Annotated in this window: 6 protein-coding genes; 1 reads left to right on the forward strand and 5 read right to left on the reverse strand. The window is 68.6% G+C overall.

Translation table 11 applies throughout. The features are described 5' to 3' along the window. Positions 1–12 precede the first annotated feature (12 nt). From ACFQ80_RS07060 to ACFQ80_RS07080, 5 genes are read right to left on the reverse strand one after another with little or no spacing between them, the layout of a single operon-like run. Complete coding sequence (locus ACFQ80_RS07060) at positions 13–831, reverse strand: hypothetical protein (protein ID WP_430563127.1); 819 nt, start codon at positions 829–831, stop codon at positions 13–15. Then, positions 828–1,688, reverse strand: coding sequence for a phospholipid scramblase-related protein (locus ACFQ80_RS07065; RefSeq protein ID WP_430563128.1), 861 nt, complete (start codon positions 1,686–1,688; stop codon positions 828–830). The genes ACFQ80_RS07060 and ACFQ80_RS07065 overlap by 4 nt, the downstream gene beginning before the upstream one ends. Beyond that, on the reverse strand, positions 1,685–2,146 hold the full coding sequence (locus tag ACFQ80_RS07070) for a TM2 domain-containing protein (RefSeq protein ID WP_430563129.1): 462 nt from the start codon (positions 2,144–2,146) through the stop codon (positions 1,685–1,687). The genes ACFQ80_RS07065 and ACFQ80_RS07070 overlap by 4 nt, the downstream gene beginning before the upstream one ends. Beyond that, positions 2,143–7,014: a class I SAM-dependent DNA methyltransferase gene (locus ACFQ80_RS07075; RefSeq protein ID WP_430563130.1), complete on the reverse strand. Its 4,872-nt coding sequence runs from the start codon at positions 7,012–7,014 to the stop codon at positions 2,143–2,145. The genes ACFQ80_RS07070 and ACFQ80_RS07075 overlap by 4 nt, the downstream gene beginning before the upstream one ends. Continuing rightward, entirely contained in the window at positions 7,014–9,995 is a 2,982-nt protein-coding gene (locus ACFQ80_RS07080; protein ID WP_430563131.1) for a helicase-related protein, read from the reverse strand. Before ACFQ80_RS07080 ends, ACFQ80_RS07075 begins: the two co-directional genes overlap by 1 nt. Before the next feature lie 337 nt (positions 9,996–10,332). On the opposite strand from ACFQ80_RS07080, the gene ACFQ80_RS07085 reads away from it, so the two are divergent. After that, the gene (locus ACFQ80_RS07085; RefSeq protein WP_430563132.1) at positions 10,333–12,990 is read left to right on the forward strand and encodes a UvrD-helicase domain-containing protein; all 2,658 of its coding nucleotides are present in this window, start codon (positions 10,333–10,335) and stop codon (positions 12,988–12,990) included. The last annotated feature ends 514 nt before the right edge of the window (positions 12,991–13,504 follow it).

A 13,504-nucleotide genomic window follows, 5' to 3' on the forward strand; every position in this document is an offset into this window, starting at 1 on the left:
CAATGACGGGCGTCAGCGCGTCGACGGATAGGTCTTGCCGGTGACGACGTGCTTCACGACGACGCGGTCGAGGTCGTGTCTCGTGGCCAGTTCGTCCAGGTCGGTACCCGCGGCGTAAGCCGCGCGGATGGCACGGACCTCGTCGTGCGTCAGCCGACGCCGCGCCGCCTCGGCGATCGGGCCACCGAAGCTCCGGTACATCAGGCCACGGACGATCTGCGACACCATCTGCTGGTCGCACTCGAACTCGCGGGCGATGGACTCCTGGGACCTGCCCTCGCTGTAGAGGGTCCGCATGCGGCGGACATCGTCGCGGTCGTACCGTCGGCCGGCGGGCTCCCGTTCCATGTTCTTCGACCGCATGACCGAGTCGACCGTCCACCGCGAGATCCCGAATGCAGCGGCGATGTCCGGCCGCTTGTCGCCGGCCGCGACGCGTCTGCGAATCTCAGCGTGCTGCTCGGCGGTCAGGTGGGCGGCTCGGACGGGCCGTGGCTGCGTGCGTGGACCGCCGAGGTCGGCGAACGCGCGCCCCGTGGCCACGTTGGTGATCATCTGCGGGCTGACGCCGTACCGGGTCGTCAGGTCGCCGAAAGGCGTGCCGGCAGCGGCTGCCTCGCGGATCGCGAGCACGTCCTCCGGGGTCAGCTTGCGCGCCTTCCCCGGTGAGATCGGCCCGCCGGCAGCCAGTCGGGAACGGCCGACGACGATGCTCGACACCGCGTTCTGGCTGATGCCGAACTCAGCGGCGAGGTCGACCTGCCTCGCGCCCGCCGCGTACCGTTCGCGGACCTCGACCACCTGCTCGTCGGTAAGCACCGTCCGTGTCATCGACGGCTCCGCCGTTCGCCGGTCTTCTGCTGGAGCGCGGTGTCGACGGCGAGCGCGGCCGCGACGACGAGGGACCGGAGCGGTTCCTCAAGCGGCCGGTGGATCTGCACGACGTAGTTGTCGGCGCTGGTGAAGCGCTCCTTGAAGCCGCCCCAGGTCCGCGTGATGCGAGCGAGCTCGCCGCCTTCGGCGTCCTGAACGCTGAAGTCCCAGACTCCCCAGCTCTCGGCGTTGATCGATCCGACCACCTCGCGACCCACGACCAGGTCGAAGCGGACCTTGCCGACCAGCCCGAGGGTCTTCTGGACGACCTGGCCGACCGCACCGCCATCACCGCGCACCACGTTCACCGTGGACTTCCAGGCCGACGAGGGGCGGGTGATCATGAGGCGGACGTTGCCGGCGAGATCCACGACCTGGAGCCGGACCGTTCGGGACTGGTTGCCCGAGCTCAGCATCTTCGTCGCCAGGTTGCGCCCGACTTCGCGCACGCCACCGATGCGTCTCCCGTGCTGGTCGTAGACGGTGTACTCCGCCTTGACCTCGTAGAGCTTGGCCTTCTGGTTGACGACCAGCACCTGCTCCGTGAACAGCGAGTCCACGGAGATGGCGGACGACGGGCCCGCCCCCGAGTCGACGGCGCCCGCTCCTTCGGCCTGACGACGAATGTTCTTGCTGCCGCCGGTCGCGCCGCCCGCCGTGGTGGCGGCGGCGGCGGGGGAGGCTGGCGCCGTGGGACGGTCGATGCCCGGGCGTCCGCCGGACGAGACGTGGTGGGTCCACTGGACACCGTCCCAGTAGCGGAGCTCGTGGCGGCCCGATGGGTCGGCGTACCAGTCGGCGATGGCCTGGGTCACCGGAGGCCCGCCTGGCGCATCGTGTTGATCTGTCTGACCTGAGCGGGAAGCGTGAACAGATCGATGAACCAGCCCACGAGGAACAATCCGACGGTGAAGACGTATCCCACGCCCCGCCCGATCTTGCCGAGGTAGAAGTGGTGCACGCCGAAGACGCCGAGGAAGAACCAGAGCACGTATGTCACGGCGATCGACTTGTCAGGCCGCGCGAGCTGACCCTGCGAGACGGGATGGTCGGGCTGGACCGGGGCTGCAGCCTGGTACGGGTACTGCCCGGAGGCTCCCGTTCCCGGGACCGGCGGAGGCAGTGCGGACGAGGGGGTTCCGTAACCGGGCGGGGGCGGCGGCACCGGGGACGACGCCGACGGCGCATACCCGGTGGCCGGGGGCGTGAGCTGCTGCGGCGACGGGGGCGGCCGGTGCGGCGGGGGAGTGACGCTGCCGGGGTTCTCGGTCACTTCGACTCTTTCTCGTTCAGGCGTGCCTCGAACACGGCGTAGGCCTGGCGCATGTGTGCCTCACGGTCGAGGGTCTGGAAGGGGAGCTCGTAGGTGTAGGCGACGCCGCTGCCCGGGTGGACGGCGGTGAGCTCGTCGTCCGTGAAGTGGCCGTCGTTGCCGCCCTTCTTGCGCCAGGTGGTCAGGACGCTGTTCGGGACTAGGCGGCCGTTCTCGTCGTAGTGGTCGCGGTTGCGGTCATAGCCGTACAGGACCGGGAACTGGGTGCGGTAGATCGTGCACAGCTCGTCCGCTGTCAGACCCAGCGACAGGGCCACCAGGGCATCGATCTCCAGGAGCGCCTGGCGGCGGTCCTCCGCGCGGCGCAGCGGCGTCTCCGGCGTCCACTCTGGGCCGACGTCGCCGAGGTCCACCCAGCCCGTGCGCTCCGGAAGGCCGGTCCACGAGTCGTCGCCGAACGCTTCGTCGTAGCATTCGGCCCACAGTTCGCCGTAGGCCCCTGTGAGGCAGTTCAGGCGCAAAGTTCTCAAGGTCAACTCGGGCGCAAGTGCGCCGGGTTCGATTCGTGGCAGGCGGACTGCGGTGCTGGCTCTAATTGTGGACTTCGGGGCCGCGCGGACAATAAAGTCCGAAACCAGTGAATGGAATCCGGCAGCGAGGACAACGAGGTCCTGGAGCGGGGATCCAGGCAAGCCAGCCGAAAATATGCCGTCGACGTGTGCGGGCCCTGGCGGGATCATGGCTGGTATCAAGCTTCGCTCACGATCAACGCGCATCATGCAACGCCACGCAACCCGATAATAGTCGCGCGCCGACGAAGATTCATCCGTTGCGCGAAGGCGACCTTCCGCGGTCGGATGCCTCTCGGGCAGCCAACGGTCGTAGGCCGCGTCATACTCGTCACGGACCCCGCTCGGCTTGTACGAAGTTGCGGGCAGCCCGTCGCTGACTAACGCCTCATGGTCAACCGGAGACCAATCTTGCTTATTCCGCATGCTCGAGTTTGGTACCTTGAACGCTGGGTTAGCCACATGCAGATGTGGTCCTTGAAGTACGGAGTCACGCCACGATCCCGGCGTTCCCCATACCTTCTCTATATGTCCTGCCTTGAAATCGGTAGTCTCGTTCCACCCCTGCGAGAATCGCACTGCCGAAATGTCGCCGATTCTCGAGGACGATGCGAGCTTTGTGAGGGCGCTTGAGGTAACGCCGTTTACCAAGAACACCATCCGGGACCGGACGGGCGGCTCGATCGGGTCTTCGAGCAAGTTGCGCCAAGATTCCAGTGTGCGCTCAGTGACATGGACAATTCTGCCGCGATGAGGTCGAGCGTCCCAGTTCCCCTGATCGTCCTTGATGCCTGGCTGTTCGCCGGACCCATCGTGGGTGAGTGAGCGTACGATAGTTTCCGGGATATAGATGTTCGATGCCATGGAAAAGCCAACGGGGCCGGCCTTGTTTGCATAGATGTGTATGCCGAAGTAGTTATCGACTGCCATCTCAAAGAGCCGGCGTGCGTTCTTGAAATACCAGAATTGACGCAGTCGACGGTATGTTGATGATCTGAGTTGCCCGGCGTTTTCGTCAGTAAAGTGCGTTTCTGGATGGATGAGGCCAACGATGCCTCGGGACGACGAGTGGCGCCATGTCTGCTCCATGAAGCAGCGGTAGAGGTCAGGGCGCAGGCCCGCGAGGTGCGGGTAGTCAGGTGTGCTCGAAACGGCCTCGCGCGTCGCAACCGTCGAGACCAGCGAGTCGAGGTAGAAGTCCCGCGCCACGAGGGTGTTGAGTGTCGCGGACCGGAGCTCGTTGGCTCGGGCGGTCGCGATCTTGGCCTCGAGTGCGAACGCGATGTCGTACTCGGCGAGCGCCGCAGCCTCGTCAAAGTCTGGGCGGACCCACGGCGGGTTCCCCACTTGGAGGTCGAACCCGCCGCGCGCCGCGAACACCGACGCGAAGTCGAGCTCCCAGTGGAAGAACCCCTGCTGTGCAGCAACCCGCTGGCACACGACCAGCCACGGGTGCTCGTGCAGCACTCGCTCGGGCGACGCGACGCCGGCGAAGGAGAGCTCGAGATCTTCGGCCTCGTTAAGCTCGTCCCAGTCGGCGGTGGAGGCGAGGGTCTGGTCGCCGCCGGTCCACTTCCGTCCGCGCCCGGAGGCACCGGTCTCGGCGTGGACGCCGAGGACGGCGCGCAGACCGGCGAGCCACTCGTCCAGGTCCGGCGGCTCCACGAGGATCTCGGTGCCGTCGTCGGCGCTAACCCGGGTTAACCCGTCCGTCAGTGGCCAGAACCACAGAGCGCACCAGGCGCCCATGACGAGGCGTAGCCGCTGGTAGGCGCCCTTCGCATCGGCGAGGGCGTGCTCGATCTGCTCGCGACTGATGGCGCCGCCGACGGGCAGGTCGTCGGCACCCCAGACGTCGATGGAGCGGCGGATCTGGTCGTCGGCGATGCGTAGCCGCTGGTGGGCGAAGTCCCACAGAGCCTCGACACGGTGGCCGAGGTTGACGAGCTCGTCCGCCTGCTTCTTCGACGGGGTGACGAGCACCGCCTTGCGCCACGCCTTGAGTCGGGCCAGCGCCTCGGGGGCGAGCTCCTTGGCTTCCTTCGCCTCGACGGCCGAGCCCCACCCCGCGGCGGGCAGCAGGAAGTGGTGGATGCGTCCCCCTGAGTCCCCGAGCGACGACGCCTGGCCCGCCGCGGAGTCGTCGTCGGACGGCGCGAGCGGCACGTCCGCGGGGACGGCGTTCAGCCACGCCTTCTTGGCGAGCTGATCGCGGCGGTAGACCGCGCGCCGGGCCCCGATGAGGGAGTTCCCGCGCCGGAGGCGCAGGCCGAACCACGGCGCCTGGAGCCCCTTGCCCATGGTGTCGAGCCACAGAGAGATCTCGGCGAGTTCCACAGCCGTTCCGTTGAGGTCCACCCCGTACACGTTGTGCAGGGCGATGTACGCCTTGACCTTCTGCAGCTCGGCGGCGTACTCGTCGGGGTCGATCCGCTCACCGGTCTCCTCCTGCCGACGCCGGAGGTACGCGGCGGCGAGCTGGCGCACCGCCTCGATGGCGAAAGCGCCGGACCCGAGGGCCGGCTCGCACACCGTGAGGTCCAGGATCTCGCGGGCCGACATCTTGCGGGGGACCTCGCGGCCCTCCCACTCGACGGAGCCCACCTTGACCTCGTCCGGGCCGATGAGCTCCACGAGAGCCTGAGACACCGCGAACCGGGTCAGCACCTCGGGTGTGTAGTACGACGCTGATTGCTGCCGCTCCCGGCCCGCCAGCCGGAACACGAACGTCCCCTGCTCGTGGATCACCGGCTTGGACTCGCCGGTCACCGGGTCGGGCGCGGTGACGAAGTCCTTCGGCGCGATCGACTGCGACCGCACGACCGGCACCACCCACGAGCCCTTCTCGGAGTTCCCGTCCTTCGCGACCTCGTGCAGGTCCTCCTCCGCGAAGAAGCCTGTGTAGCTCATGAGGCCCTCGTACACGGCACCGAGCTGGTTGATGCCGAGCTCGGCGTACGAGATGAACCCACGGTCCTTGCCGCGCGACTCCTTGCTCAGCAGCAGGTGCCGGAGCACCTGCTGCAGCGCCGCGTTCCCCAGGCCGACGGCGTCGATATGCGCGGTCGCCTTCGGCAGGAACAGATCCGCCTTGAGCGGCTGGAACGTCAGGCCGTCCGCGCCGTCGTCGACACGCCGGACCTCGTCGTCGACGCGCTCGACCCGGTGCGCGCCCGCCGCGCCGTCGTGCCCCTCATCGACGAGCCGGAACAGCGTGGCTAGCGACTGGTACAGGTGCGTGCCGTCCTCGGCGCGCGGGCCGGCGATCTCCACGAGCGTCAGTTCGCGTAGCCGGTCGAGGCTGTAGCCCTGCTCGTACGTCGGGTCGCCGACGGGCAGCACGCCCAGTTCCGGGGATGCCTCCGCGAACAGCAGGAAGAGGATGCGATACAGGTACCGCAGAGAGTGTCGGGCGAGCTCCTGCGCCTCCGCCTGGGGGAGGGGCTCCAGGCCCTGCGCGGCGCGGCGGTGCACCACCTCGTTGGCAATGATCTCGATGGACAGCCGCACGCCCTCGCGCAGGTCCTTCGAGACCCCGACGGTGTGCTTCACCGACTCCTCAAGAACGCCGGGCCACCAGAGGTTCCCCTCCGGGTCCGGGGCAAGCGATGCCGCCCCCACGCACGTCAGCGCGCGATCGGTCTCGCCGCCGCGCTTGTCGTCGGCGCGTTCGGCCACGAGCTGCAGGTCCACGGCCAGGTACCGTCCCTCGGCCCAGCGGGCCTTCTCGGCGACCAGCAGCCACCCGCCGGCCAGCACGAGCGCGAAGTCCGGTCCGTCGTCCTGCACGAACAGGTGCGAGAGCAGGCGCGCCACCGAGAAGATCTGGGTTGTGGAGTCCACGTCGTAGGGCTCGAGGAGCGTCCGGTCCCGCCGGTTGGGCTTGACCGGGTCGCCCTTGGCGAGCAGCGACTCGACGTCCTTGACCGCTACGGCCTCGACGATCACCAGCGGGGGCGTCGCCTCCAACCCCGTGGCGTGGATCCACTCGACCGGGCCGACCCGCTTGGACTGCAGCGCGACGGTCGAATATCCGAGCGCGTCGCGCAGGCGTGCGTAGAGTTCTGGCAGGTCGGCGGACCGGCCGCCCTCCTCGCCGAGCCCCGCGAGCGTGGACAGGAGCTCCGACCGGCCCGCGGTAAAGCGTGCCCGCGTGGTGACCTGGTCGTCCTTCGCGGCGTCGTCCCAGGCCTTGCGTCGTTCCAGCACCTTCGTCTGGAACGACTGCTTGCCGTCCGTGGAGAAGTAGTGCTCGCTGATCCAGTTCTCGCCGACGACGATCGCGTCACTGGCGGCCATCAGCGGGTCTCCTCGGTGTGGTTCGGGACGACGACGAGCAGCGGCCGCAGCAGCGTGCGTTGCGGCGCCATCTCGCGCGCGAGGCGCGTCTCCTCGTCAACGTCGGACTGCCGGCTCGTGATGCCGGCGCGGGCGCCGCCCGCCTCGCGGCTCAGCAGCGCAGACGCCTCCATCCGCCAGTGCTGGCTGCGGCGCAGCCATGACTCGACGCGCTGCTGGGTCTCGATCTCGATCGCGGCGATCTGGTCGGTGACCGCGCTCTCGGCGGATCGCACGGCCGCGCGCACGAACGGCTGGAGCGACTCCGCGTCCGGGATCGGGCCGGTGTTCGCGCTGCTCAGCGCGAGAGCCGCGACGGCGTCGGCGGCCGACTCGTGGGGCTCGGACGGCGCGAAGCCGGGGTTGTCCGGGTTCGGGAAGGCAACCGTCCGGTACGACGTCGCGACCACCTGGCCGCGCACGTTGTACAGGGCGGCCTGCACCAGAACCGTCAGCTCCTCGACGTCGCCGCGCACGGCGAACACCTGGTTGCGGCCAAGCGACGCGAGGGCGCGATCCGCTGCCCAGTCGACCGTGGGGTGCAACGGCCCCAGGTAGTGCGCCTCCGGCCACGTCGACGTCGACTCGACACTCTTGGCGTTGGTCAACTCCTGCGATCCCTGCGCCACCGACGTCGCGAGGCGCAGCGTCTCCGTGACGCGACGGTCGGCGAGGTACGACTGGGGGAGCACCTCCAGGCGCTGCTGCAGGTCGCGAGGCGGCTTGAGCGACGCGATCGACTGGTTGGCGTACTTCTTCCAGGCGACGCCGTTGCTGGGCTCCTGGCCCGGGGTCGTGTAGATCTGCGTGAGCGCGTCCTCCAGGAACGTCAGCTCGTCGTCGTACACACCCGTGCGGCCGCCCGTGCTGCTCTCCGCAGGGGCCGGCGCGGGCGTACTGGTCGTCGCGCCGAGGTTCATGAGGCGGGCGAGGAGACCGGCAGGGCCGTCGTCGGCAACGACGTCCTCGACCTCCTTGACCACGCTGTCCAGCGTGGCGGCCTGCCGCAGGACGTTCGCGATCGCCTTCTCCTCGGCCGCCACCGAGTACTGGCCCATGAGCGATGCCGTGTCCCCGAGCGCCCCGTGGGCGTGGTGCTCGCGCTCCACGAGCCGGGTCAGCACGCGGATGTCTCCGCCGAACCGCCGTGTGCGCTGCGGGTCCAGCAGCAGCGTGGTGATCTGCGGCGAGTGCTTCTGCCCGTACCGGTCGATGCGGCCGTTGCGCTGCTCGATCCGGATGAGCGACCACGGGATGTCGTAGTGCACCAGGTGGTGGCAGTGGCTGTGCAGGTTCACGCCCTCGGACGCGACGTCGCCGGTCACCAGCACGCGGATCGGCGACGAGCCGAGCTTGAACGACTCCACCACGTCTTGCTGCTCGACGTCGCTCAGCCCGCCGTGCAGCACGACGACGTTCTCGTCGGAGAGCTTGAGGTCGCTCGCCAGCTTGGTCCGCAGCCAGCCCAGGGTGGCGACCCGCTCCGCGAAGACGACGGCGCGCATCTCCGAACCCTTGCCGACGCCGATGTCCTTCAGGTGCGCGAGCAGCGCGTCGTACTTGGCGGACGGCTCGTCGAGCGAGCGGGTCGCGAGGTCGTGCAGGCGGACGAGGGCGGAGATCTCGCCCGCGCGGGGGCCGCGCGGGGCCGCGGGCTCGTCGTCGGCCGAGGCCTCGCCGTCGGGTGCGACCAGTGAGTCTTCGCCAGCCTCGTCCTTGCCGGTCTCCAGCGACTTCAGGCGCTTGCGGACGGACTCCTCGAGCGCGGCGGGGGAGGAGAGGAACGCCTTGGCGAGCGTCCACGGGAAGAGCGTGGCACCGCCCTTGCCCGAGTAGGGGCTCGCGCCCGTGGTCGGCCACAGCCACGTGTCCTCGAGCTCGACGGCGATCTCCTCCTCGACCGGCGAGGCGCGGACGAGCTGGTTCTCCGGCTCCTTCCGCTCCGCCCAGTCCGAGCCCACCACGGACGCGACGTCGGGGGAGTGTCGGTGCCGGCGGATGATGAGCCGCTTGACCTGCTCCTCGTCGAGCTCGACGCCGTCAGGCTTGACCGCGGATGGCTCGAGCATGCGGATCAGAGCAGCGAACGACTTGGGGTCGCCGTTGTGCGGGGTGGCGCTGGCGAGGATGAGGGCGTCGGTCTGGCGGGAGAGCATCGTCGCGAGGCGGAAGTTCTGCGTCGCCGCGTTGGTGACGTTGTGCGACTCGTCGATGACCACCGCGTCCCAGCGGTGCTTGCGCAGGTGTGCCACGTACCGGTCGGACTTGAGCGTGTCGATCGAGATGATGACCCGCTTGAAGAACGCGAACGGGTTGCGGTTGGCCGGGAGCTTCTGGCGGATGCGCTGGATGCCGGTGGAGTCGAGGCGGACGAACGGCAGCGCGAAGCGCGTCCAGAGCTCGAACTGCATCTGCTCCAGCACGTGCTTGGGCGTCACGACGAGGATCCGCTCGCCGCGGCCCCGCCGGGCCAGCTCCGAGAGGATCATGCCGATCTCGAGCGTCTTGCCCAGACCCACCGCGTCGGCGAGCAGGATGCGCGGGCGCAGGTTGTCCGGGTCGAGCGCCTGCTGCACGGCCTTGTACTGGTACGGCAGCGGATCGGCGAGCGCGCGGTGCGCCGTCGTCAGCGCCGTGTCCGCGATGGGGATCGGCGTCTTGCGCAGCATCGCCTCCAGCCAGAGCCGGGACTTCCGGTAGCGCGGCGAGTCGTCCGCGACGACGGACGTGTGCGCAGGGTCGGCGACCTCGACCGTGTCGATCGCCGTCGAGAACGTCGCCTCCGTGTCGCGGACAAGTCCGGACAGGCCGACGACGTGAACGAAGTGGCCGTCCGTCGTCGGCTCCACCTGGGTGACGAGCCACTCCTCGTCGCGGATCACCACCGTCGAGCCAGGGGCCGCCTCGAAGTCCTTCGTCCGTGACTCCGTCACTGCTGTCACGTGTCTGCCCCTCGATCGTGCTGCATCGTCTGTCGCCCGCCGGGCGCTGCTTACGGTTGAGAACTCGACCGTCGCTCGGGTCATCTTCTCCCGGACTGGACCCGAGCCGCGCGCTGGGCTCCTGGACGGGGCCACCCGTGCCCGGACCTACCGGAAGGCTAGTAGGGGGTGGTAGCGAACCCCGCCGTGAGGGACAAACCGGTGACAACTTCACCCGCCCAGGGCGAGGCGTCGACGTCATGATCCGGCTCTGGCCCACGAGCTGGGGGGCTAAGGTCGCGTCGACCTGGTGCCGAGCCGGCACCTCCGCACGTGTGACCTGCAAGGGGACTCATCGATGACCGACGTGCTCTTCGAGCCGACGACTGCGGCGGACGGGGCGGAGGCCACAGGTCACACGTGGAGCGGCAGCGGACGCGTCGGCAACCGCTGGACCCTCGACAGACAGGGATCGTCCCTGGTTCTGGAGACTGGCCGCACGCGGGAGACGTTCGTCGGAACAGGTCTGTCCCAGCTCTCGGTGCGCTGGAGATGGCTGCCCTGGCTCGTCGTCACCACGGAGGGCGTCGAGCGCCGCCGATTGCGCCTCAGGATCCGAGACGCGCTTTCGATCTGGGCGAGCCTTGCCCTGCTCCGGGCACTCGCCCCTGCGTACGCCTACCGAGGCGAGCTCGACGAACTCGTCGCCGCTCACCTGGCGAAGGACCTGTGGATCCCGTACGACACCGTGACGGAGATCGAAGGGCGGAGGCCCGTCGCTCCGGCGATCCGACTGGCTTGGGCGACTCAGGTCACCGAGCAGGACGAGGCGGTCGTCGAGTTCGTCGGGCGTGACCTCGGAGCATTCATCGCGTCAGCGAACGAGACGATCCGGCGGCAGGCGCTGGCAGCGGGAAGGCCGTTCTTCGACAGGGTCGAGAAGTCGCCGCTGACCGACGAACAGGCGTCGGCCGTGTTGGCCTTCGACAGCCGCGTCCGGGTCATCGCGGCCGCGGGATCGGGAAAGACATCGGTCATGGTCGCCCGCGCGGCCTACGCCATCGAGAAAAAGCTCGTCGAACCTCACCGCATCCTGATGCTCGCGTTCAACGCTGACGCAGCCGATGAGTTGCGAGAGAGAGTCGCAGAGCGACTCGGCGTCCTCGACCTGCCGTCCGAGGGCCTCGAGGCGCGGACCTTCCACTCGTTCGGTCGCGCCGTGATCGGGGAAGCCACCGGACGGAAGCCGAGCATCGCGAAGTGGGTCGAGGACAGCCGCGAGGACGCTAAAGTGCTTGAGCTCGTGAACGTGCTCCGCGAGGAATCGCCCGGCTACCGATATTCATGGGATGCCTTCCGCCTGCTCTTCGGACGGCTCGGCGCCGGTGTCGACGGTGGTCGTCCGGACGACGTGTACGAGCCCGGGCGGTATCGAGGGTTCCGGACGTTCCGGGGCGACATGGTCAGGAGCCAGGGCGAGAGGCTGATCGCGGACTGGCTGCTTCTCCACGGTATCCGTTACCGGTACGAGGAGCCGTACAGTCACGACACCGCTACGGCAAAGCACAGCCAGTACCGGCCCGACTTCCACTATCCCGAGATCGATGTCTGGCACGAGCACTGGGCCCTTGACGCGCACGGCAGGGCGCCGGACTCCTTCAAGGGATACGCCGAGTCCATGGCGTGGAAGCGGCGCCTGCACGCAAAGCACGGCACCGATCTCGTCGAGACGACCTGGCACGACGTCGTCAGCGGGGACGGTCTGGCGCACCTCGAGCGGGAACTGCGCGACCGCGGGCTGATTCCCCGATGGGACCCGGAGCGCTTCAAGCCGTCGCCCGACGAGATGGTCATTGAGCACGACGCGCTCGCCCAGCTGATCAAGACGTTCATGACCCACGTCAAGTCCAACGGCCTCAGTCGTGAGGATGTCGCGGCGCGAGTAGCTGGGGACGACATCCGCGCCCAGAAGTTCCTCGAGCTCTATTGGCCGGTCCACGACGCATGGGACGAAGCCCTCCGGGAGGCGCAAGCCATCGACTTCGACGAGATGCTCGCCCAGGCCGCCCTCTACGTGGAGCAGGACGAGAACCTCGCCAGGTACGACCTCGTGCTCGTGGACGAGTTCCAGGATTCCAGCCGTGCCCGGGCCCGACTGGTGAGGGCGCTGCTGAAGGGGCGGGGCAAGCACCTGCTCGCCGTCGGGGACGACTGGCAGGCGATCAACCGGTTCGCGGGCGCCGACCTGTCGGTGATGACGAGCTTCGACGAGTTCTTCGGACCGGCCACGACCGTCCGCCTGCAGCGCACGTTCCGCTGCACCCAGACGATCGCCGACGTCGCCGGCAGGTTCGTGTCGCGCAACCCCGCCCAGATCCCGAAGACCGTGGTGGCGGCGGACCAGACGAGCGGGCCGCAGGTCAGGATCGTGCGTGTCGACGACGACGGTGCGCTGCGCCGCGCCATCCGGGACCATCTCCGGGAGCTGGCCTCCCGCGAGCCGGGAGGCTCGGCCTTCGTGCTCGGGCGATACCGACGAGACCATGAGCTGATGCCGGGGGCCGTCCCTGGGCTCGACGTCAGCTTCCGCACGATCCATCGCTCCAAGGGACTTGAGGCGGACCATGTCGTCCTGCCGAAGGTGGTCGCCGGCCGCCACGGATTCCCCTCGGGCCTCAGGGACGACCCCGTGCTGGCTCTCGCCATGTCGGAGGATGACGGGTTCGAGCACTCCGAGGAGCGCAGGCTCCTCTATGTGGCACTCACCCGAGCCCGCCGCAGCGTCACCCTCTTCACCGTGGCAGGCGCGATGTCGTCCTTCGTCCGCGAGCTCAAGGACGACCCCGACGTGGTCTTCAATGACCTCTCCCGATTCCGGGGGACAGGACACGACGAACCGGTTCCCCGCCGCTGCCCGACGTGCCAGGACGGTGTGCTCGTCCAGCGTGCCGGCAAGTACGGGGTGTTCCTCGGCTGCAGCGAGTACCCGCGGTGCCGGCAGACCGCCAAGGCCTGACCGTGATTCACCCGCCCGATCTGGTGACGCCACACCGTCACGCTCGCCGGGATGTCCTGGTGCACGACACCCACCGCTCCGTGCTGGAGACGACACTCCGGGACGAGCACGGCCCGACGACGTTCGACGAGGCGCTCAAGGACTTCGGCTTCGACGACGCCTGGCTGCGGGCATAGCTCGTCGCCTCCGTAGATGCGTAATACGACGGCGCAGGCTGGGGCGGGTGCCAGTTCTGGACGCCGTCCAGCAACGGATACATCGCAGTGGACGGGCAGCCGGATGCCAGTTGTGGCGTGGGGGTGTACCTGCGCAAGCGCAGCCTGCAATACCCCGACGAGGAGGACTGGGCGACCGAGCCCTACCGTTGAGTAGCGCCGCGCAAACTGTGGCGAGCGCGTAAGAGACCTCGGAAGAGCCGGTCAGACCGTCGCGGACCAGCGGGTGTAGTCCTTGGTCGACGTGGCCGACGACGCCACCTCGACCGAGGTGTTCCGGAGCAGCGGGGTGTAGTCAA

It is taken from the genome of Isoptericola sp. NPDC056578, from assembly GCF_042793275.1.
Taxonomy (GTDB): Bacteria; Actinomycetota; Actinomycetes; order Actinomycetales; family Cellulomonadaceae; genus Isoptericola.

What these genes read in the sequence shown, in the direction of transcription:
- ACFQ80_RS07075 (WP_430563130.1), bottom strand. Translation starts at nt 7,014, where the DNA reads ATGGCCGCCAGTGACGCGATCGTCGTCGGCGAGAACTGGATCAGCGAG.
- ACFQ80_RS07060 (WP_430563127.1), bottom strand. Translation starts at nt 831, where the DNA reads ATGACACGGACGGTGCTTACCGACGAGCAGGTGGTCGAGGTCCGCGAA.
- ACFQ80_RS07085 (WP_430563132.1), top strand. Translation starts at nt 10,333, where the DNA reads ATGACCGACGTGCTCTTCGAGCCGACGACTGCGGCGGACGGGGCGGAG.